Genomic DNA, 20,814 nt, shown 5'->3' on the forward strand with positions numbered 1-20,814 from the left:
CCGGCCCCACAGGCCGGATAGCCATCTGCTGTCGAACTGAAGGGACGTCTGTGACCGCGATCAGCCTGGGAATGCCCGCTCCGCCGCCGCCGGTTCTCACCCCCCGGCGCAAGACCCGCCAGATCAAGGTCGGCAAAGTCGGAGTCGGCTCGGATTCCCCGATCAGCGTCCAGTCGATGACGACGACGAAGACCACCGACATCAACTCCACCCTGCAGCAGATCGCCGAGCTCACCGCAGCCGGCTGCGACATCGTGCGCGTGGCCTGCCCTTCGGCCGATGATGCCGAGGCGCTGCCGGCGATCGCGCAGAAGAGCCAGATTCCGGTCATCGCCGACATCCACTTCCAGCCCAAGTACGTCTTCGCCGCCATCGACGCCGGATGCGCCGGTGTGCGCGTCAACCCCGGCAACATCCGCAAGTTCGACGACCAAGTCAAGGAGATCTCCAAGGCCGCCGCCGACGCCGGCGTCTCGATCCGCATCGGCGTCAACGCCGGATCGCTGGACAAGCGGATCATGGAGAAGTACGGCAAAGCCACCCCCGAGGCGCTCGTCGAGTCGGCTGTGTGGGAGGCCTCCCTGTTCGAAGAGCACGGCTTCAACGACTTCAAGATCTCCGTCAAGCACCACGACCCGGTCGTCATGGTCCGCGCCTATGAGCTGCTCGCCGAGGCCGGCGACTGGCCGCTGCACCTCGGTGTCACCGAGGCAGGCCCGGCCTTCCAGGGCACCATCAAGTCCGCCACCGCCTTCGGGGCGCTGCTGAGCCAGGGCATCGGCGACACCATCCGCGTGTCCCTGTCCGCCCCGCCGGTCGAGGAGATCAAGGTCGGCAACCAGATCCTCGAATCCCTCAACCTCAAGCCGCGCACACTCGAAATCGTCTCCTGCCCGTCCTGCGGACGCGCCCAGGTCGACGTCTACGAACTGGCCGACAAGGTCACCGCCGGACTCGAAGGTCTCGAGGTGCCGCTGCGCGTGGCCGTCATGGGCTGCATCGTCAACGGCCCCGGCGAGGCCCGCGAGGCCGATCTCGGCGTGGCCAGCGGCAACGGCAAGGGACAGATCTTCGTCAAGGGCGAGGTCATCAAGACCGTGCCGGAGGCCAAGATCGTCGAGACCCTCATCGAAGAGGCCATGCGGATCGCCGAGGAGAACGGCGACCCGGCCGGCCCACCGGAGGTTGTCGTCGGCTGACCGGCGCAGCCCTGCGAAAGGCTGTCCGGTCGCCCCACCAGGGAAGGACGTGGAGGCGTGACACTGGCACCGCTGCGCGCCATGGACACCCAGTGGCTGCGCGACATCATCGCAGCTGATCCCGCCGGTTACGCCTATATCGCACGACTGTTCGAACACACCGGCAGCGCTGAGATCGACACGCCTGCCGGACGGCTGTGGGGCTGGTTCATCCACGGCCGGCCGGTGAGCGCCTACTACATCGGCGGCACCATCATGCCGGTCGCCGCGACCACCGGCGGCAATGCCGCTGTCGCCCGGATGCTCAATGCCCGCGGCCGCTACATGTGCTCATTCGTCGGCCCCGCCAACGCCGTCCTCGACCTGCACCACCGGCTGACCTGGGGTGTGCCCAGAGTGCTGCGGTCCAAGCAGCCGTTGCTGATCGCCGACCGCCAACCCGACACTGCCGCTGACCGTCGGGTGCGCCTCGGCCGGCCTGAGGAGATCGACATCGTCTTTGAGGCTGCGGTGCACATGTTCACCGAAGAAGTCGGCTTCTCACCCATCGAAATGGGCAAATCCGGCTACCTCCACCGGGTGCGCGGACTGCTGAGTGCCGGGGAGACCTTCCTCATCACGAGTGGCCACAGCCCTGACGGCGGGCCGATCCGCCGCTACCCGGCACCGGAGTCCGCCGAGCAGGTGGTGTTCAAAGCCGATATCGGCATCCGATCCGAGCAGGTCGCCCAGATCCAGGGCGTATGGGTGCACCCGGACTTCCGCGGCCGCGGTCTGGCCGCCCCGGCTGTCGCGGCTGTGACCGAGCAGGTCAAGGCGACGATGAGCCCGCTCGTGAGCCTGTACGTCAACGCTTTCAACGAACCGGCCCTGCGCACCTACCGGCGGGCCGGCTACCGGCAGATCGGCACCTACGCCACCGTCATCTACTGACCCGAGGGCGTCTACTGACCGGAGGACCGGTAGCCGCGCAGCCGGTCGAGCTCACGGCGATCCTTCTTCGTCGGCCGGCCCAGACCCTTGTCACGGCGCGGCGTGAACCCGCGCAGCGCAGGATCCGGTGCCGGCGTGTGATCCTCATACAGCTGCTGGGCCAGCGACGCCGGCCCGCGCCGGTCGACGAAGCCGCGGATGACGAGGATCTGCTCGAAGCCGGCCTTGCGCACCCGGACCGTATCGCCGATCCGCACCTTCTGCGCAGCCTTCACCCGCTGCCCGTCGACGTGGACGTGCCCGCCGCGGCAGGCCGTTGTCGCCGCCGAGCGGGTCTTGAAGATCCGGGCCGTCCACAGCCACAGATCGATGCGCTGACTGCGCTCAGGCGAGAAGTCGGGGCTCATGTCCATCGTCCCCACAGCCTAGCGCCTACGGGGTCGGCTGACCGCCGTTGACATTGAGCGTCTCACCGATGACATAGCTCGACTCCGGGGAGGTGAGGAACACATACGCCGGTGCGAGCTCAGTCGGCTGACCGGCCCGGCCGAGCGGAGTGTTCTTCCCGAACTCCGGCAGCGCCTCCTTCGGCTGGCCGTCCGAGACCTGCAGCGGCGTCCAGATCGGGCCCGGCGCCACCGCGTTGACGCGGATGCCGCGCGGGGCCAGCTGCTGGGCGAGTCCCTTGGTGAAGTTGTTGATCGCCGCCTTCGTCGAGGCGTAGTCGAGCAGGTGCGGGGAGGGATCGTAGGCCTGCACCGAGGTCGAATTCACGATCGTCGACCCAGCCGGCATGACCTTGATCGCCTCCTGGGTGATGCGGTAGATCGCGTGGATGTTCGTGGCGAACGTCGTCGTCCACTGCTCATCGGCCAGCTCACCGAAGTCCTCGATCGCGATCTGCTTGCCAGCGTTGTTCACCAGCGCATTGAGCCCGCCGAGAGCCTGCTCGGCCTCAGTGACGAGCCGGCGGCAGAAGTCAGCGTCGGTCAGATCGCCGGGGAACAGGAACGCCCGCTGCCCGGACTCCTCGATCCAGCCCTTGATCTCCTGCGCATCAGCCTCCTCATCGGGCAGATACGACAGCGCGACATCGGCACCCTCACGGGCGAAGGCGATCGCCACAGCCGCTCCGATCCCGGAGTCAGCCCCGGTGATGAGGGCCTTGCGGCCGACGAGCCGGCCGGTGCCGCGATAGGAGTGCTGCCCGCGATCGGTCTGCGGGCTCAGGTCCTGATCGAGACCGGGCTCAGGCTGATGCTGCTTCGGCGGGCTGATCTCGGGGAAGCGGGTGACGGGGTTCTGGAAGCTCAGCTGATCGCGCTGCTCTGCTGCATTCATGTCTCAAGCCTAGTCTGCGTCAACTGCCGGGACAATGGTCTCAATGCACAACCTGCCTTGCCGGAAAGGCGACCGGTCCCGAGGCGGTGGTCACCACCACCTCGGCGCCGGTGTCCCAGCGGTCTCCTGGAGCCGTGCGACAGGGCCTGCTGCGCGGCGCGGGGGCGGGGTTCGGCAGTGATAGAGTCCGAGGTGACCGTCCTGAGAACGAACTAGGGGAGAACACCTTCATGGCCCTGCGGATGTCGACGCTGTTTGCGCGCACCCTGAAAGAAGACCCGGTCGATGCCGAGGTCGCCAGCCATAAGCTGCTGCACCGCGGCTCCTACATCCGCCGTGCCGCCCCAGGGATCTACACGTGGCTGCCGCTCGGGCTCGAGGTGCTGCGCCGCATCGAGAGCATCGTCCGCCAGGAGATGGTGGCCGCCGGTTCCCAGGAAGTCCACTTCCCAGCCCTCCTGCCGGCCGGTCCCTATGAGGCCTCGGGCCGCTGGGAGACCTACGGTGACGGAATCTTCAGGCTCAAGGACCGCAAGGAAGCCGACTACCTGCTTGCACCGACCCACGAGGAGCTGTTCACGCTGCTCGTCAAGGACCTGTACTCCTCGTACAAGGACCTGCCGCTGAGCATCTTCCAGATCCAGACGAAGTACCGCGACGAGGCCCGCCCGCGGGCTGGCCTGCTGCGCGGACGCGAATTCATCATGAAGGACGCCTACTCCTTCAACATCGACGACGCCGGCCTCGACGACTCCTACCAGATCATGCGCGATGCCTACATCCGCATCTACGAGCGCCTCGGCCTGCCCTATGTCATCGTCGAGGCCACCTCCGGCGCGATGGGCGGATCGGGCACCGAGGAGTTCCTCTACCCCTCCGAGGTCGGTGAGGACACCTACGTGCGCACCGCCGGCGGATACGCCGCCAACGTCGAAGCCGTCACCACCCTCATCGGGGAGCCGCTCGACGCCTCAGATGCGCCTGCCGCACACAAGGAGACGACCCCGGGAGCGAACACCATCGCCTCCCTGGTCGACGTCTCCAACGAGCTCTTCGCCCGCGAAGACCGCCCATGGGAGGCCGCAGACATGATGAAGCTCGTCATGTGCACCCTCGTCCACCCCGATGGGCGGCGCGAGGTCATCGCCATCGGCCTGCCCGGCGACCGGGAAGTCGACCTCGACCGGGCCGCCGGCTCCGGGATGCTCTCCAGCGGCGAGATCGACCTCGAACCGGCCAGCGCGGAGGACCTGGCCAAGCACCCGGACATCGTCGCCGGCTACATCGGCCCCGGCACCTCGCTGAAAGACCAGGTGCTCGGCGCCGAAGGCAGCTCCGGTGTGCGGTTCTTCGTCGACCCGCGCATCACCCGCGAGGGCTCGCGCTGGGTGGCCGGCGGCAACGAGGCCGGCACCCACGTCTACGACCTCATCCTCGGCCGCGACTTCACCGTCGACGGTGTGCTCGAAGTCGCCGAGGTCCGCGAAGGCGACCCGGCACCGGACGGCTCCGGCCCGCTGGAGCTGGCCCGCGGAGTGGAGATCGGCCAGATCTTCAAGCTCGGCACCCGCTACGCCGAGGCGCTCGACCTCAAGGTGCTCGATGAGAACGGCAAGACCCAGGTTGTGACGATGGGCTCCTACGGCGTCGGCGTCACCCGCGCGATGGCCTGCATCGCCGAGGAGAACCACGACGACAAGGGCCTCATCTGGCCCCAGCACCTGGCACCGGCCGATGTGCACATCGTCGCCACCGGCAAGGGCGCAGAGCCCATCGAAGCGGCTGAGAAGATCACCGCCGAACTCGAGTCGATGGGCGTGCGCGTCCTCCTCGACGACCGCCCGAAGGCCTCACCGGGCGTGAAGTTCGGCGACGCCGAACTGCTCGGGGTGCCGACGATTCTCGTCGTCGGCCGCGGTCTGGCCGAGGGCAGACTGGAGCTGCGCGACCGACGCACCGGCGAAGCGACCAACGTGCCGGTCGAAGACGCTGTCGCCCGCACCGTCGAGGCGATCGACGCGAAGTATGCGGAACTCGGAGCCAAGCGCGGCGAACTCTGAGCTGAGCCTCCGCAGTGGCTGGGAGACGCATCCGTGTCCCGGCCGCTGCGCTGTGTCTGCTGCTGTGCCCCAGCGCCTGCTGTCACGGTTCAACCGTTGTTAGGGTTGAACAGCAGTCGGGGTTGAATTGCGGTAACGGCTCATCTGCTGTCAATGTTCATGACGAACAACGGCGCTACACGACCACAGGTGACACCAGACGTCGGCGAATGACATCACCGGCGCCTCGGGAACGGGCCAGCCGTCAGGCTGGGCGTGTCGCATCGACACCCAACTGTTCTGGAGGGCCCTTGACCGAGGCTCCCGTCTCCCCAGGAACTACACCTAGAGGGCTCAGCGACAGCATCGCAGGCGTCCTCGCGGCAGCGGCATCTGGTCAACGGTGCGCAGCCGCTGCGGCCCGGTTCGGTCTCAACGGCACCCCGGTTGCGATCGAGTACGTCGGCCGCGAGAGATCATCCCGCGGGTGCGTGCGCTCGAAGCCGACCTCGCCCGAGCCCGTGGCGTCGAGCTGCAGGCAGGCCCGCAGCCGGCGGCGGCGATTGCGTGGGGTGATGCGACAGACAGCAGACCGAAATCCGGCGCGCAGGGGCCGGAACCGTAGAGGTTTCGGTCCCTAAAGCTTCGCTGCTCTCCGGCGTCAGCCGACGGGTACGCGCACCGGCGGTTCGAGGGGCTGCCGTTGAGGAGGACAATGCGCGGCATGGGATTCCGACCTTTCGCCACGGGGACGGGCTGACCGTTCACACGCTCAAGCGCACCGCGGGCAGGCGCGCTTCTGACCGTCACGTCATCGCCTGTCATATGACGTCACGTCCAGGCAGCCGGCAGCCCTCAGCCGAGGCGCTTGAGGTCGTGGGCGCTGACGCCGCCGACGCTGACCCCGCACATCGCCCGGCACACCCACAGCGAGCGGGCGGCGTCGCCGAAAGCCTTCTGCGTGCCCTTATAGGCAGAGCGCAGGTACCAGAACATGTTCTCCAGCTCGCGGACGACCGTTGCGCCCATGCCGTAGGCGGCTTCGATTTCGGCGTGATGACACAGCCGGTGGGCGAACTCGCGCAGCCACTGTGCCTGCTCTTCACCGGTGGGCCGGGGGATCTCATACAGCCGGTTCCACAGGACCGGGGCGACCATATAGGCCGTCGGGCCGGTCAGCGGCTGCGGGTCGATCGCCTTCCAGGTGGCTACCCCGCTGAGGTCCGGGTGGCCGGCGAGGATGTTGTAGTAGTGCAGGTCGGCGTGCAGCAGCCAGTGCTCATCGGAGGATGCCAGCTTCTCCATCCACATCCGGGCGCTGTCGAGCACCTGATAGTCCTGGGCGGAGAATTCCGGGAAGTCGCGCACGAGCGCGCAGTCGGCCTGGAAGGTCTCCAGCCATTTCGCGGCGATGTCCTGCACGCGCACGAACCCCGGCACGCCGGGGACCTTGAGCGCGCGGACGAGCTGGCCCCAGATCGGCGGCACGCTGCCCAGCGGCTCGGTCGAGAGGTTGACGGTGGTGCGCAGCCGCTCCTGCAGCGTCGCCCGGAACGAGCTGTCCTGTTCGAACACGCGCACCGCACCGTGGCCCTGCCAGGCCTGCAGGGCCTCGAGGACCTGCCGGTGGACCTGCGGGTTGGCGGTGTTGGGGGCGGCGAAGCGGATGATCGCCTGATAGTTCTCCTGTGTCAGCACGGGGATGACAAGGCTCTCAGCTCCGGCCCATGGCGAACCGGGCACCGGGTCGCGGGTGAGATTCCACCGGTCGAGCAGCTCGATGAGCATGAAGTCCAGCGCCTGCGCCCACGCGCCGGCGTATTCGGCGCCGATCACCTCAGCAGCCGAATTGAACAGCACAGCAGGTACGCGCATCGTCATCCTTCCGTTGTCGGCGTGGCGGTGGCAGGATCGGTGATGTCGAAGCGCAGCGTCTGCAGTTGCCCGAGCTGTGCGCGGGCTGAAGCTGACTGCCACAGGCTCGCCAGCCCCAAGCGCGGGGCCTGCACATCGTCACCGAAGAGCGGCTGGATCCGCGTGATGAGCGCATCCTCATAGGCGGCGCCGGCCGTCTCTGCTCCGGCGCTGGCCGGATCCGGGTCGATCTGCCAGGCCGGCCGATTCTCCGCTGCCGGGTGGCCGGCATCGGCCAGCCGCTCATTGGCCAGGTCGGCTGCGACATCGAGTTCGGTGATCCGGGTGCGCATCATCTGGCGGGCGGGCGCGTCAGCGGGGACGAGCACGGCGGTGCGCTCGTAGGCGTACGAGCCCTGATAGCAGGCCTCGGCGAAGGCGGTCAGCGCCTGCTGCTGCGGATCGGCGTCCTCGTCCTCGTCGGCCGGGGTATCGCTGCCGTCGCTCGGCGAGGCGTCGGCGTCGGTGTCCGGCCGGTCGGCCGGCACAGCGCGGATCGTCTCCAGCAGCGTCTCAGCCCGGTCATCGCCGGCCTGCTGCAGGTGCAGCACCGCACCGACAGCGACATCGGCCAGCACCGCGCGCATCGAGTCGAGGTCATCGAAGCGGGTCACGATCGCCTCGGCGGCGGCATGCAGCCCGTCGGCATAGGTATAGGAATCCGCGCCCGAGGTGGGGGTCGGGGTGACGAGTTCTCTCGGCGGCGCCCACTCGGGCCCGACCGCCGCAGCCAGGGTGTCCACGACCTCGGCGTCGGTGCCATCAGCCTCGGTGCGGGCGAGGATCCGGGCGACGGTGTTGCGCACCTCATCAGCGGTCGAGAGCGCAGGGACCTCCGGGTCGCGGTCGAGGCGCAGGCCGCAGCCGGAGAGCGCGAGCACCAGCGCTGCCGCCCCGCCGATGAGCGTCCGGCGGCTGATCCTCTTCCCCTGCAATGCCATGCTGACAATCCTAACGGCATGGACCTCCCCGCCGGCCCACCGCGTGCGGCCCGTCGGCAAAGGTCAGCCCATGTTCAGAGACCGCCCGTAGGGTGTGGGACATGGACAAGCACACAGCCCCCGTCAGGGACGCCATCGTCGAACCGCTGGCCGCCCGCGGCATCGTCGTCGAGGACATCACCGCCCATGTCGCCGGCCGCTTCCGCACGCTGACCGTCGTCATCGACCTCGACGGCACGACCACCGATCCGGTCTCGCTTGACCACATCACCGAGGCCACCCGCATCATCTCCGAGACCATCGACGACCTGCCGCTGTTCAACGACCACGCCTACGACCTGCAGGTCACCTCGCCGGGCGCGACTCGCCCGCTGCGCGAGATCCGTCACTTCCAGCGTGTGATCGGCCGCACCCTGGCCGTGCGCACTACTTCGGACGAGGAGTTCGAAGGCGTGCTGCTGACCGTCAGCGATGGTGACGCTCCCGAGGCGGCCTTCCGGCTTGCCGACGGATCGGAACGGGCCCTGACGCTTGCCGGGATCGCCCACGCCGAGGCGGTCCTCCAGTTCAAATAGGCTCGCGCCTCGGCCCTGGGCAGGCGGCAGCAGACGACGATCGGATGCTTCCCTGGCCCAGGCAACTCCGCTAGGCTCAAGGGCACATCGCCCATACCGACAACTCAACAGCCGGCACGACCCGCACGGGTCCTGGTGCCGAGAAGGACTCAGCAATGGACATCGACCTCTCAGCGCTCCGTCTGATCGAGCACGAAAGGGAGATCCCGTTCGAAACGCTCGTCGAGCTCATCGAGCAGGCCCTCCTGACCGCCTACCAGCGCACTGAGGGCGCCTACCCGGACGCCCGTGCGGAACTCGACACCAAGACCGGCACCGCCACCATCTGGGCGGTGGAGTTCGACAACGACGACAACCCGATCGGCGAGTTCGACGACACGCCTGACGGATTCGGGCGGATCGCGGCGATGACCGCACGCAACATCATCCACCAGCGGCTGCGCGACGTTGAGGACGCCTCGGTGCTGGGGACCTTCAAGAACCGCGAAGGCGAGATCGTCTCCGGGCTCATCCAGCAGGGCCGCGATGAGCACATGATCCAGGTCGACCTCGGCGAGGTCGAGGCCGTGCTGCCGCCGCACGAACAGGTGCCCGGCGAGGAATACAGCCACGGCAACCGGATCCGCGTCTACGTCACCGATGTGCACAAGGGCCTCAAAGGGCCCTCGATCACGGTGTCGCGCTCGCACCCGAACCTCGTGCGCAAGCTGTTTGCGCATGAGTCCCCGGAGATCGCCGACGGCACCGTCGAGATCGTCTCGCTCTCCCGCGAGGCCGGCCACCGCACGAAGATGGCCGTGCGGGCCACGGTGCCCGGTGTCAACGCCAAGGGCGCGTGCATCGGCGAGCTCGGCTCCCGGGTGCGTGCGGTGATGGCCGAGCTGGGGGAGGAGAAGATCGACATCGTCGACTACTCCGACTCGCCGGCGAAGTTCGTCGCCAACGCGCTCTCCCCAGCACGGGCGATGCGCGTCGATGTGCTCAACGAAGCCCAGAAGCTCGCTCGCGCCGTCGTCCCGGCCGACCAGCTGTCGCTGGCGATCGGCAAGGAGGGGCAGAACGCCCGCCTGGCCGCCAAGCTCACCGGTTGGAAGATCGACATCGTCACCCCCGAGGACGACGCCGCCGGCGAGGGCTGAGTGACGGCAGCGCCTGCGGGCAGTGTTAGACTGGCAGACGTGGTATGTGCTGGTGAACCTCTGCGCATGTGTCTGGCATGCCGGAAGCGGGAGCCGATGAGTCGGCTCGTCAGGCTCGCAGTGGTTGACGAGAGCACACCGCACATTGCGGTTGACGCCCAGCGCAGGCTGCCCGGAAGGGGAGCCTGGATCCATCCCGATCAGCGCTGCGTCGACTCAGCAGTGAAGAGAAGCGCGTTCAGGCGAGCGCTGCGCACCCAGGCCCCGGCCGGTGCACAGCTGCTCGATGACATCCGTCGGATTACGGAAAGCAGATGAACCGAATGGAAACCCAGCAGTGAGTGCTCAGAAATGACACCCGACGCATACGGTCGTGAGCAGTGAAATGAGAACTGTTCACTCACGATGAGGTTCCTTCCTGTCCGGGAAGGAACCCGGACAGGAGAAAAGTGGCAAAGCCCCGTGTCCATGAGCTCGCGAAGGAGCTCGGCACAACAAGCAAAGACGTGCTGGCGAAGCTGCAGGAGATGGGCGAATTCGTCCGCACTGCATCCTCGACAGTCGAAGCACCGGTGGTGCGCAAGCTGAAGGAAGCCTACGGCGATTCCGGCAGCGCAGGTGCGAAGAAGGACAAGGCTGCACAGAAGCCTGCCGCCCCGAAGCCGGGCGCGAAGTCCGCCCCCAAGCCCGGAGCCTCCGGCAGCGCCAAGCCTGCCGGCCCGGCAGCCGAGGAGAAGAAGGCAGCTGCCCCGAAGCCGGCCGCCAAGCCCGGCCAGTCAGCCCCGATGCCGGGCGCGCAGCCCGCTCCCAAGCCGGCCCCCAGGCCCGGTGCTGCCGGAGCCAAGCCCGGACCGCGCCCCGGAGGCGTTCGCGGCGGCGCACGCCCTGGCAACAACCCGTTCGCACCCTCGCAGGGGATGCCCAAGCCCGGACCGCGCCCTGGTGGCGGCGGCCGCGGCGGTGCACGTCCTGGCAACAACCCGTTCGCGCCCTCGCAGGGGATGCCCAAGCCCGGACCGCGCCCCGGTGGCAGCGGCGACGCCGCCCGCACCGGCGGTGGCCCGAAGCCGCGCGGCGGCAAGCCAACCCCGCGTCCGGGCGCACCGCGCCCGAACCCGGCGATGCTGAAGAACTCCGCCCTGGCCAAGCCCGCGCCTTCGCGCGGCGGCGGCCGGGGACCCGGCGGCCCGGGCGGCCCCGGCGGCGGTCCCGGTGGACCTCCGCGCGGCGGACGTCCGGGTGGTCCGCGCGGCTCCGGTCGCGGTCGCGGCGCCACCCAGGGTGCCTTCGGCCGCGGCGGCGGTCGTGCACGGAACAAGAAGTCCAAGCGCGCAAAGCGCCAGGAGATGGAGCAGATGCAGGCTCCGTCGATCGGCGGCGTCACCGTTCCGCGCGGCGACGGCAGCACCCCGCTGCGCCTGCGCCGCGGATCCTCGCTGGCCGACTTCGCCGAGAAGATCAACACCGATCCGACGAACCTCGTCACGGTGCTCTTCCACCTCGGTGAGATGGCCACGATCACCCAGTCGCTGGACGAGGAGACCTTCCAGATCCTCGGCGAGGAGCTCGGCTACAAGATTCAGATCGTCTCGCCTGAGGACGAGGACCGCGAGCTGCTCGAGAGCTTCGACATCGACCTCGAGGCCGAAGCCGAGGCTGAGGACGATGAGGATCTGCAGGCCCGTCCGCCGGTCGTGACCGTCATGGGTCACGTCGATCACGGTAAGACGAAGCTGCTTGATGCGATCCGCTCGGCTGACGTCACAGCCAAGGAGGCCGGCGGCATCACCCAGCACATCGGCGCCTACCAGGTGTCGATGGAGCACGAGGGCGAGAACCGCCGCATCACCTTCCTCGACACCCCCGGTCACGAGGCGTTCACCGCCATGCGTGCCCGCGGTGCCAAGGCCACCGACGTCGCGATCCTCGTCGTCGCTGCCGATGACGGTGTCATGCCGCAGACCATTGAGGCGCTCAACCACGCCCAGGCTGCCGGTGTGCCGGTCGTCGTGGCGGTCAACAAGATCGATAAGGACACCGCGAACCCGCAGAAGGTCATGTCGCAGTTGACCGAATACGATCTCATCGCCGAGGAGTTCGGCGGCGAGACGATGTTCGTGCCGATCTCGGCGCTGCAGCGCAAGGGCATCGACGACCTGCTCGAGGCCGTGCTGCTGACCACTGATGCGGCACTGGACCTCAAGGCCAACCCGGACAAGTCCGCCCGCGGCATCGCCATCGAAGCCAAGCTCGACAAGGGCCGCGGTGCCGTTGCCACCGTGCTCGTCGAGTCCGGCACCCTCAAGCAGGGCGATGCGATTGTCTGCGGCACTGCCTACGGTCGTGTGCGTGCGCTGTTCGACGAGAACGGCCAGTCGGTCGAAGAGGCCGGACCCTCGCGTCCGGTGCAGGTGCTGGGACTGTCATCGGTGCCGCGCGCCGGTGACACGTTCCTGGCCACCGATGACGACCGCACTGCCCGCCAGATCGCGGAGAAGCGCGATGCCATCGAACGCAATGCCGCTCAGGCACGCGGACGCAAGCGCATCAGCCTCGAGGACTTCACCAAGGCGCTCGAAGAGGGCAAGGTCGACATGCTCAACCTCATCCTCAAGGGCGACGTCTCCGGTGCAGTCGAAGCACTCGAGGATTCGCTGCTCAAGATCGATGTGGGCGAGGAAGTCGACCTGCGGATCATCCACCGCGGCGTCGGTGCGATCACCGAGAACGACATCAACCTCGCCACCGTCGACAACGCGATCGTCATCGGCTTCAACGTCCGGCCCGAAGCCAAGGCCCGCGACCTGGCGGAGTCCGAGGGCGTCGATGTCCGGTACTACTCGGTCATCTACGACGCGATCGACGACATCGAGAACTCGCTCAAGGGCATGCTCAAGCCCGAGTTCGAGGAAGTCCACACCGGTTCGGCCGAGATCCGCGAAGTGTTCCGCTCCTCGAAGTGGGGCAACATCGCCGGCTGCATGGTCAAGGACGGCGTCATCAAGCGCAACTCCAAGGCCCGCATCACCCGCGATGGAGTCGTCGTCGGCGACAACCTCACAGTGGAGTCGCTGCGCCGCTTCAAGGACGACGCCACCGAGGTCCGCGAGGGCTTCGAGTGCGGTGTCGGACTCGGCAGCTTCAACGACATCCGCGAAGGCGACCTCATCGAGACCTTCGAGATGCAGGAGAAGCCGCGCGACTGACGCGACAGCATGACTGCCCGGCGCCTGCCCGTGACCTGCGGGCAGGCGCCGGTTCCACCGAAGAGGCCCGGCACACGAAGAGAAGGAACCACCATGGCTGATGCCACCCGCGCCAGGAAGATCGCCGACCGCATCAAGGTCATCGTCGCGCAGACGCTCGAGAAGCGTATCAAGGACCCGCGCCTGGGCTTTGTCACCGTCACCGACGTCCGCGTCACCGGCGACCTGCAGCACGCCTCGATCTTCTACACCGTCTACGGTGACGAGGATCAGCTCGTCTCCACGCAGGCAGCGCTGAATTCGGCCAAGGGGCTGATCCGCTCCGAGGTCGGCAAGGGACTGCAGATCCGGCTGACCCCGTCGCTGGAGTTCATCGCCGACTCGGTGCCGGCCGCAGCAGCCGAGCTCGAAGAGCTGCTCGCCCAGGCGGCAGCCCGCGATGCCGAGGTCGCAGCACTTGCCAAGGACGCCGCCCCGGCAGGGGAGGCCGATCCGTACCGCAAGCCGCACGAGGACGACGAGTCCCGCGACTGAGGCACCGGTCAGCATGACTGACTGCGCGCCGAGCAAACAGAACTGAACAGCTGCAGGCAGGCACTGGAACCCCTCCGGTGCCTGCCTGACTGTCTGCACGAGACACACCTGTGTCACCGGAACCAGGGGAGGAGCAGCCTGCATGGACTTGCTGATGAACACCGGTAGCATCGACGTGACGATGACTCTCGTGATGCTGCTCCTGGCCGCCGGCCTGCTCGCCGGATGGATCGACGCCGTCGTCGGCGGCGGAGGCCTCATCCAGCTGCCGGCCCTGCTCATGATCCCCGGCATCACCCCAGTCCAGGCGCTGGCGACGAACAAGGTCGGGTCCATCGCCGGGACCACCGCATCGGCACTGACCTATCTTTCCCGGGTCAGACCGGACAAGTCAGCGACGATCCCCGCCTCGGTCACCGCGCTCCTCGGGGCGATCCTCGGCGCCCGCGTCGCCACCCTGCTGCCGACGGCCGTGTTCGAACCCGTGATCCTCACTGCGCTTGTCGCCGTGGCCGTCTTCACCATGCTCAAACCCCAGCTCGGTCTGGTCGCCCAGCTGCGCTTCGGCGAGCACTCCAAACGACACCACGCGATCTCCTGGCTCATCGGACTGCTCATCGGGTTCTACGACGGTCTGCTCGGCCCGGGCACCGGCTCCTTCCTCGTCATCGCCTTCGTCTCCATCATCGGCTTCGACTTCCTCCACGCCTCGGCCATGGCGAAGATCGTCAACTGGGCGACCAACCTCGGGGCGCTGCTGTACTTCGTCCCCAACGGCCACGTCATCTGGGCACTCGGGTTGGCAGTGGCGACCGGCAACGTCGTCGGCGGGTTCATCGGCGCCCGCACCGCGATCCGGCTCGGCAGCGGGTTCGTGCGCGTCGTGTTCCTCGTCGTCGTCACCGCGCTCATCCTCAAACTCGGGTTCGACTTCCTCTTCTGACACCGCGTTAACCCTGGTGAGCGGCAGTCCTGCCGGCTGGTGGAAACGTCCGGTGCCGAGGTGTGACAGAGCTCGCAGAGATGGGCTTCCGTCATTGTTTTGTTATCGCCTGGGATGCCGTTACACTTTTACGAGATCACAGAACGATTACAGCTTTGTTAAGGGATAGTCGAATTGGGTAAGCACTCTGATCCGAACCAGTCGTCCTGGGCCTCCAGCGCCCGCACGCTCGTCCGCGATCTCAGCCGCCTCGGACGCTCCGGCAGCGGACGGCACTCTGCCGAGCATGCCTCGACGGCCACCGGCGTCATCAAGACCATCAAGCGCAAGCCGATGGTGGCCGCCATCGCCATTCCGGCCGCTGCCACCACTGCGATCGTCGCCTCCTCCTTCGCGCTCGGACCCAACAGCGAGTCCGGCGTCGTCAAGACCGAGCAGCAGGCAGCCTCCTCGCCGGAGCCCGAAGAGGACATCAGTCTCGTTGACGAAGACGCGCTCAACCAGCAGCGCGAGGAAGCCGCCAAGGCCTACGAAGAGGGTCTGAAGGACAACAAGGACTACCAGAGCAAGTCCGGTGCCGTCAGCGCAACCACCCCGAAGCCGAAGCCGGAGCCGAAGTCGGCCGCCGCGCCGAGCAGCTCCTCGAAGTCGACGACCCAGCGCGGCGGCGATGACACCGCCTCCCGCTCCAAGGGACGCGACACCAACGTCTCCTACGAAGCCTGCAGCGTGTCCTCGAGCATCGAATCCGGTCTGCAGCCGGCGGCCGTCAACGGCTACCGTGCGATCTGCGCGAACTTCCCCGAGGTCAAGACCTACGGTGGACACCGCAACCAGGCCGGCTCGGACCACAACAGCGGCATGGCCGTCGACGCGATGATCCGCGGTTCGGTCGGCGACCAGATCACGAAGTTCCTCATCGACAACCGCCAGGAGCTCAACGTCAAGTACGTCATCTGGGAGCAGAAGTACTACGCTTCGACCAACGGCTGGAAGGGCAAGCCGATGGAGAACCGCGGCGGCGACACCGCCAACCACTACGACCACGTGCACGTGTCCTTCAAGTGACGTGACCGGCGGGCCGCCCACCCGCACCCGACTCTCCCACAGCAGGCTCAAGCGCTAGGCTTGAGCCTGCTGTCATGTCCGCCGAGCGACCGGAGACACCCTTCATGGCCAAGCGCACCGACTCGCCGGTCAACGGCATCCTCATCATCGACAAGCCCACCGGCATGTCCTCCCATGCCGTGGTCTCCCGGCTGCGCCGCTGGTACGGCACCCGGCGGGTCGGCCACGCCGGCACGCTCGACCCGATGGCCACCGGGGTGCTCGTGGCAGGCCTGGGCCGCGGCACCAAGCTGCTGACCTACCTCATCGGACTCGACAAGACCTACACCGCCACCATCCGGCTCGGCGCCTCCACCCCATCCGATGACGCCGACTCAGCAGCCGACCGGTTCGCCGACCCTGCCGCCCTGGCCGCCGTCACCGACGAGCAGATCCACGCCGGCGTCGACTCGATGCGCGGGCCGATCGAACAGGTGCCCAGCGCCGTCTCGGCGATCAAGGTCGACGGCAAACGCGCCTACCAGCTCGTCCGCGCCGGTACCGACGTGCAGCTCGCAGCCCGGCCGGTGACGATCACCGGCTTCGACATCCACGACATCCGCCGGCACCTCGACACCGACCCGCCGGCCATCGACCTCGACGTCACCGTCTCCTGCACCTCGGGCACCTACATCCGGGCACTGGCCCGCGACCTCGGCGCAGGCCTCGGTGTCTACGGCCACCTCACCGCACTGCGCCGCACCCACGTCGGTCCCTTCGAACTGCCCGGCCACCAGCTGCCAGACGACCTCACCACTCCCGAGGCGGTGCAGCCTCCCGTACCGATCGACCTCGCCACCGCTGCCGCGCAGGTCCTGCCGGTGCGCGATCTCACAGCCGAGGAGTCACGAGCCCTGCTCAGCGGCCAGTTCATCGACCCGGCCACCGCCTCGGGACCGGGGCCCTGGGCCGGCATCTGCTCCGGTGAGCTCATCGCCGTCATCGAACGCCGCGGCGAGAAGCTCAAGACCGCCGCCGGCATCGCCCAGCAGCCCCCGGCATGAGCAGAGCAGGGCTGAGCGTGCGGTAACGTTGTGGCGGTATTCGACACCAGCGATATGAGACCAGCGACGCCTGGGAAGGGGCGAGAAGTGGAAGTTCTCTGGGACATCGACCAGATCCCACCCGATTTCGGTCACACCGCCGTCACGCTCGGCAACTTCGACGGCGTGCACCGCGGCCACCAGGCCGTGCTCGGCCAGCTCGCCGAGCTCGCCCGCGCACGCGGCCTGCGGTCCCTGGCGATCACCTTCGACCCCCACCCGCGCAGCGTCCACGCCCCCGACTCGGCACCCGAGCAGATCACCGGGCTGACCGAGCGGCTGGCCCGGATGTCGGAGACCGGCATCGACGCAGTGCTCGTGCAGCGCTACTCACTCGACTTCGCCGACCAGACCGCTGAGGACTTCGTCAACGACTACCTCGTCGGCCGGCTGCGCGCCAAGCTCGTCGCCGTCGGCCGCGACGTGCGCTTCGGCCGCGGCAACCACGGCACCATCGAGACCCTCAAACGGCTCGGCGCCGACAACGGCCTGGAGATCGTCACCATCGACGACGTCGGCCACGCCCCTGATACGACCGGCCGGGACTCCTCGACTCTCGTGCGCGAACTGCTGGCCGAAGGCCGCGTTGACGCCGCCGCCGAGGTGCTCGGCTCCCCGCACACCGTCGTCGGCACCGTCGTCCACGGCGATGCCCGCGGCCGTGAGCTCGGTTTCCCGACCGCCAACCTCGGCGAGGACAGCGAGGGAATGGTGCCCGCCGATGGCGTCTACGCCGGCATCGCCCACTTCGATTCCGACCCCGAGGGTTACCCGGCGGCGATCTCCGTGGGCACCAATCCGACCTTCGACGGCGTCTGCCGGCGGGTCGAGGCCTATGTGCTCGACAAGGAGTTCGCCGACTTCGACGTCTACGGATCGACCATGAGCCTGGAGTTCGTCAAGCTCATCCGCGGCCAAATCACCTTCGACGGAATGGAGGACCTCATCGCCCAGATGCACGAGGATGTCTCCGAAGTCCGCAGTGTGCTAAGCTGATCGACGCTGTCTTTTCAGCATGCCGTCACGCCGGCCGCGGTCTGACAGGGCCGGAGCAGAAGGCTCCGGCGCCGCGCAACGACGTGGAAGAAGGAGAGATCTCATGGCACTTGATCCGAAGGTCAAGCAGGACATCATCAAGGAATATGCAACTCACGAAGGCGACACGGGATCTCCCGAGGTCCAGGTCGCAATCCTGACCAAGCGCATCACCGACCTGACCGAGCACTTCAAGGAGCACAAGCACGACCACCACTCGCGTCGTGGCCTCCTGCTGCTCGTCGGTCAGCGCCGCCGCATGCTCAAGTACCTGCAGCAGATCGACATCGAGCGCTACCGCTCGCTCATCGCTCGCCTCGGCCTGCGCCGCTGAGCGAAAGCGATCTGCACGACGCGACAGGGAATCGCCCGACACGGCGGTTCCCTCTCGCGTTTTCAGTGCAGGAGACCTGCTTGTTACACTGACCATGAGCCTGGAACCGGCAGCTGACGAAGCTCCGGTGGTCGGTAGTGGCCTCCGCACCTCGTGCGTGGGTCTCGATCGATGACCGGATCCCTTGCAGCCGGCTCGCGTGTGCGCAGTCCTGCCCACCCGCCGCAGATCTTTCAGCGCAGGCGATCCGCGCGCCGGGCAGAGAGCCCGAGCGCAGAACCCGAATGGAGAAACACTTGGGAATCAATCCCGAATCTGCAGTTGCCCACATTGACAACGGGCGCTTCGGCTCCCACACCGTCCGCTTCGAAACCGGCCGCCTGGCCCAGCAGGCCGCAGGCTGTGCTGTCGCCTACCTCGACGACGAGACGATGCTGCTCTCGGCGACCGCCGTGAGCAAGAACCCGAAGGAGCACCTCGACTTCTTCCCGCTCACCGTCGACGTCGAAGAGCGCATGTACGCCGCCGGCCGCATCCCCGGCTCGTTTTTCCGCCGCGAGGGACGCCCCTCGACCGATGCGATCCTCGCCTGCCGCCTCATCGACCGGCCGCTGCGCCCGTCGTTCGTCAAGGGCCTGCGCAACGAGGTGCAGATCGTCGTCAACGTCATGGCGATCCACCCCGACCACATCTACGACACCCTGGCCATCAACGCCGCCTCGATGTCGACCCAGCTCTCCGGTCTGCCGTTCTCCGGCCCGATCGGCGGCGTGCGCGTCGCCCTCATCGACGACCAGTGGGTTGCGTTCCCGAACCACTCGCAGCTGGAGAACGCCGTGTTCGACATGGCGGTTGCCGGCCGTGTCGTCGGTGACGACGTCGCCATCATGATGGTCGAGGCCGAAGCGTCGGAGAACGCCTGGAACACCATGCGCACCGGCGGCACCGTCCCGACCGAGGAGATCGTCGCCGAAGGCCTCGAAGCCGCCAAGCCGTTCATTCAGGAGCTGTGCCGCGCCCAGCAGGAGCTGGCCGACAAGGCCGCCAAGCCCGTCGCCGAGTTCCCGGTGTTCAAGCCCTACGAGGACGACGTCTACGCCGCCGTCGAGTCCGCTGCCCGCGAGCAGCAGACGAAGAACTTCCAGATCGCTGACAAGAAGGAGCGCGAAGCCGCCGGTGACGAACTCCTCGCAAAGGTGCTCACCGACCTCGGCGAGCAGTTCGAAGGCCGCGAGCAGGAGATCGTCGCAGCCCTCGATGCTCTGACCAAGGACATCGTGCGCAAGCGCATCCTCACCGACCAGATCCGCATCGACGGCCGCGGTCTCAAGGACATCCGCCCGCTGACCGCCGAGACCGGCGTCATCCCGCGGGTGCACGGCTCGGCGCTGTTCGAGCGCGGCGAGACCCAGATCCTCGGCGTCACCACGCTCAACATGCTCAAGCTCGAGCAGCAGATCGACTCGCTGTCGCCGGTCACCTCGAAGCGCTACCTGCACCACTACAACTTCCCGCCGTATTCGACCGGTGAGACCGGCCGTGTCGGCAGCCCCAAGCGCCGCGAGATCGGCCACGGCGCACTCGCCGAGCGCGCGCTCGTGCCGGTGCTGCCCAGCCGCGAGGAGTTCCCGTACGCGATCCGCCAGGTCTCCGAGGCCCTCGGTTCGAACGGTTCGACCTCGATGGGCTCGGTGTGCGCTTCGACCCTGTCGATGCTCGAAGCCGGTGTGCCGCTGCGCGCCCCGGTCGCCGGCATCGCCATGGGCCTGGTCTCCGACGTCATCGACACCGCTGACGGACCGCAGACCGCCTACGCCGCCCTGACCGACATCCTCGGTGCCGAGGACGCCTTCGGCGACATGGACTTCAAGGTCGCAGGCACCAAGGACTTCATCACCGCCATCCAGCTCGACACCAAGCTCGACGGCATCCCGGCCTCGGTTTTGGCCGCAGCGCTCAAGCAGGCCAAGGACGCCCGCCTCGTGATCCTCGATGTCATGAACGAGACCATCTCCGCACCGGCGGAGATGAACCCGACCGCACCGCGGATCATCTCGGTTAACATCCCGGTCGACAAGATCGGCGAGGTCATCGGCCCCAAGGGCAAGATGATCAACCAGATCCAGGAGGACACCGGCGCTGAGATCAGCATCGAAGACGACGGCACGGTGCTCATCGGCGCCACCGACGGCACCTCGGCTGAAGCGGCGCGCTCGGCGATCAACGCGATCGCCAACCCGCAGGTCCCCGAGGTCGGTGAGCGCTACCTCGGCACCGTCGTCAAGTGCATGTCCTTCGGTGCCTTCGTCTCGCTGACCCCGGGCAAGGACGGCCTGCTGCACATCTCCGAGCTCAAGAAGCTCAACGGCGGCAAGCGCGTCGAAGACGTCGAAGACGTCCTCGGTGTCGGGCAGAAGATCCAGGTCGAGATCACCAAGGTCGACGACCGTGGCAAGCTCTCGCTCGTCCCGGTCGCAGGCGAAGAGGAAGAAGCAGGCGAACAGGAGTAATCCTCTGCACACCGAACAGCT

Annotated in this window: 18 protein-coding genes; 14 read left to right on the forward strand and 4 right to left on the reverse strand. The window is 67.5% G+C overall.

Translation table 11 applies throughout. The features are described from left to right. Positions 1–50: 50 nt before the first annotated feature. The gene (gene ispG / locus HLA91_RS03045; RefSeq protein ID WP_102162601.1) at positions 51–1,199 is read left to right on the forward strand and encodes a flavodoxin-dependent (E)-4-hydroxy-3-methylbut-2-enyl-diphosphate synthase; all 1,149 of its coding nucleotides are present in this window, start codon (positions 51–53) and stop codon (positions 1,197–1,199) included. 57 nt (positions 1,200–1,256) lie between these two features. Then, a complete protein-coding gene (locus tag HLA91_RS03050) occupies positions 1,257–2,132 on the forward strand; it encodes a GNAT family N-acetyltransferase (protein WP_259854630.1) in 876 nt (291 codons plus the stop codon). A gap of 11 nt (positions 2,133–2,143) precedes the next feature. On the opposite strand, the gene HLA91_RS03055 is transcribed toward HLA91_RS03050, so the two are convergent. Both HLA91_RS03055 and HLA91_RS03060 read right to left on the reverse strand, forming a co-directional pair. Further along, complete coding sequence (locus tag HLA91_RS03055; protein ID WP_311200209.1) at positions 2,144–2,545, reverse strand: RNA-binding S4 domain-containing protein; 402 nt, start codon at positions 2,543–2,545, stop codon at positions 2,144–2,146. 19 nt (positions 2,546–2,564) lie between these two features. Beyond that, positions 2,565–3,473, reverse strand: a complete 909-nt coding sequence (locus HLA91_RS03060; protein ID WP_170273436.1) for an SDR family oxidoreductase — start codon at positions 3,471–3,473, stop codon at positions 2,565–2,567. A 230-nt stretch (positions 3,474–3,703) separates the two neighbouring features. Here HLA91_RS03060 and HLA91_RS03065 point away from each other — a divergent pair, with 230 nt between their 5' ends. Continuing rightward, positions 3,704–5,533: a proline--tRNA ligase gene (locus HLA91_RS03065; RefSeq protein ID WP_170273437.1), complete on the forward strand. Its 1,830-nt coding sequence runs from the start codon at positions 3,704–3,706 to the stop codon at positions 5,531–5,533. 834 nt (positions 5,534–6,367) lie between these two features. On the opposite strand, the gene HLA91_RS03070 is transcribed toward HLA91_RS03065, so the two are convergent. After that, positions 6,368–7,387, reverse strand: a complete 1,020-nt coding sequence (locus HLA91_RS03070; protein ID WP_170273438.1) for an aminoglycoside phosphotransferase family protein — start codon at positions 7,385–7,387, stop codon at positions 6,368–6,370. A gap of 2 nt (positions 7,388–7,389) precedes the next feature. After that, positions 7,390–8,367, reverse strand: a complete 978-nt coding sequence (locus tag HLA91_RS03075; RefSeq protein ID WP_170273439.1) for a hypothetical protein — start codon at positions 8,365–8,367, stop codon at positions 7,390–7,392. A gap of 101 nt (positions 8,368–8,468) precedes the next feature. Here HLA91_RS03075 and HLA91_RS03080 point away from each other — a divergent pair, with 101 nt between their 5' ends. The 11 genes from HLA91_RS03080 (at position 8,469) to HLA91_RS03130 (ending at position 20,793) form a co-directional block, all read left to right on the forward strand. After that, on the forward strand, positions 8,469–8,942 hold the full coding sequence (locus HLA91_RS03080) for a ribosome maturation factor RimP (RefSeq protein WP_170273440.1): 474 nt from the start codon (positions 8,469–8,471) through the stop codon (positions 8,940–8,942). Between the two features lie 155 nt (positions 8,943–9,097). Beyond that, complete coding sequence (gene nusA, locus HLA91_RS03085; RefSeq protein WP_102162608.1) at positions 9,098–10,081, forward strand: transcription termination factor NusA; 984 nt, start codon at positions 9,098–9,100, stop codon at positions 10,079–10,081. Between the two features lie 66 nt (positions 10,082–10,147). After that, positions 10,148–10,399 (forward strand): YlxR family protein, encoded by a 252-nt coding sequence (locus HLA91_RS03090; RefSeq protein WP_165882585.1) that lies wholly within the window; start codon positions 10,148–10,150, stop codon positions 10,397–10,399. Positions 10,400–10,530: 131 nt separating this feature from the next. Next, on the forward strand, positions 10,531–13,287 hold the full coding sequence (gene infB / locus HLA91_RS03095; protein WP_170273441.1) for a translation initiation factor IF-2: 2,757 nt from the start codon (positions 10,531–10,533) through the stop codon (positions 13,285–13,287). Positions 13,288–13,380: 93 nt separating this feature from the next. After that, positions 13,381–13,821, forward strand: coding sequence for a 30S ribosome-binding factor RbfA (rbfA, locus tag HLA91_RS03100; protein ID WP_102162611.1), 441 nt, complete (start codon positions 13,381–13,383; stop codon positions 13,819–13,821). A 142-nt stretch (positions 13,822–13,963) separates the two neighbouring features. Beyond that, on the forward strand, positions 13,964–14,764 hold the full coding sequence (locus HLA91_RS03105) for a sulfite exporter TauE/SafE family protein (protein WP_170273442.1): 801 nt from the start codon (positions 13,964–13,966) through the stop codon (positions 14,762–14,764). Positions 14,765–14,938: 174 nt separating this feature from the next. Then, positions 14,939–15,832 carry a VldE C-terminal domain-containing protein gene (locus HLA91_RS14025; RefSeq protein WP_170273443.1) on the forward strand — a complete coding sequence of 298 codons (894 nt, stop codon included), beginning with the start codon at positions 14,939–14,941 and terminating at the stop codon, positions 15,830–15,832. A gap of 74 nt (positions 15,833–15,906) precedes the next feature. Then, complete coding sequence (gene truB / locus HLA91_RS03115) at positions 15,907–16,875, forward strand: tRNA pseudouridine(55) synthase TruB (protein ID WP_170273444.1); 969 nt, start codon at positions 15,907–15,909, stop codon at positions 16,873–16,875. An 87-nt stretch (positions 16,876–16,962) separates the two neighbouring features. Beyond that, positions 16,963–17,910: a bifunctional riboflavin kinase/FAD synthetase gene (locus HLA91_RS03120; RefSeq protein ID WP_259797879.1), complete on the forward strand. Its 948-nt coding sequence runs from the start codon at positions 16,963–16,965 to the stop codon at positions 17,908–17,910. A 103-nt stretch (positions 17,911–18,013) separates the two neighbouring features. Next, positions 18,014–18,283 carry a 30S ribosomal protein S15 gene (gene rpsO / locus HLA91_RS03125; protein ID WP_102162614.1) on the forward strand — a complete coding sequence of 90 codons (270 nt, stop codon included), beginning with the start codon at positions 18,014–18,016 and terminating at the stop codon, positions 18,281–18,283. A 284-nt stretch (positions 18,284–18,567) separates the two neighbouring features. Continuing rightward, positions 18,568–20,793 carry a polyribonucleotide nucleotidyltransferase gene (locus tag HLA91_RS03130; protein WP_170273446.1) on the forward strand — a complete coding sequence of 742 codons (2,226 nt, stop codon included), beginning with the start codon at positions 18,568–18,570 and terminating at the stop codon, positions 20,791–20,793. Positions 20,794–20,814: the final 21 nt, after the last annotated feature.

Origin of the sequence: Brevibacterium luteolum (genome assembly GCF_013004595.1) — a bacterium.
Lineage (GTDB): Bacteria > Actinomycetota > Actinomycetes > Actinomycetales > Brevibacteriaceae > Brevibacterium > Brevibacterium luteolum.

What these genes read in the sequence shown, in the direction of transcription:
- HLA91_RS03065 (WP_170273437.1), top strand. Translation starts at nt 3,704, where the DNA reads ATGGCCCTGCGGATGTCGACGCTGTTTGCGCGCACCCTGAAAGAAGAC.
- truB (WP_170273444.1), top strand. Translation starts at nt 15,907, where the DNA reads ATGTCCGCCGAGCGACCGGAGACACCCTTCATGGCCAAGCGCACCGAC.
- HLA91_RS03055 (WP_311200209.1), bottom strand. Translation starts at nt 2,545, where the DNA reads ATGGACATGAGCCCCGACTTCTCGCCTGAGCGCAGTCAGCGCATCGAT.
- HLA91_RS03070 (WP_170273438.1), bottom strand. Translation starts at nt 7,387, where the DNA reads ATGCGCGTACCTGCTGTGCTGTTCAATTCGGCTGCTGAGGTGATCGGC.
- rpsO (WP_102162614.1), top strand. Translation starts at nt 18,014, where the DNA reads ATGGCACTTGATCCGAAGGTCAAGCAGGACATCATCAAGGAATATGCA.
- HLA91_RS03105 (WP_170273442.1), top strand. Translation starts at nt 13,964, where the DNA reads ATGGACTTGCTGATGAACACCGGTAGCATCGACGTGACGATGACTCTC.
- nusA (WP_102162608.1), top strand. Translation starts at nt 9,098, where the DNA reads ATGGACATCGACCTCTCAGCGCTCCGTCTGATCGAGCACGAAAGGGAG.
- HLA91_RS03130 (WP_170273446.1), top strand. Translation starts at nt 18,568, where the DNA reads ATGGAGAAACACTTGGGAATCAATCCCGAATCTGCAGTTGCCCACATT.
- HLA91_RS03080 (WP_170273440.1), top strand. Translation starts at nt 8,469, where the DNA reads ATGGACAAGCACACAGCCCCCGTCAGGGACGCCATCGTCGAACCGCTG.
- HLA91_RS03060 (WP_170273436.1), bottom strand. Translation starts at nt 3,473, where the DNA reads ATGAATGCAGCAGAGCAGCGCGATCAGCTGAGCTTCCAGAACCCCGTC.
- HLA91_RS03075 (WP_170273439.1), bottom strand. Translation starts at nt 8,367, where the DNA reads ATGGCATTGCAGGGGAAGAGGATCAGCCGCCGGACGCTCATCGGCGGG.
- HLA91_RS03090 (WP_165882585.1), top strand. Translation starts at nt 10,148, where the DNA reads ATGTGTCTGGCATGCCGGAAGCGGGAGCCGATGAGTCGGCTCGTCAGG.
- rbfA (WP_102162611.1), top strand. Translation starts at nt 13,381, where the DNA reads ATGGCTGATGCCACCCGCGCCAGGAAGATCGCCGACCGCATCAAGGTC.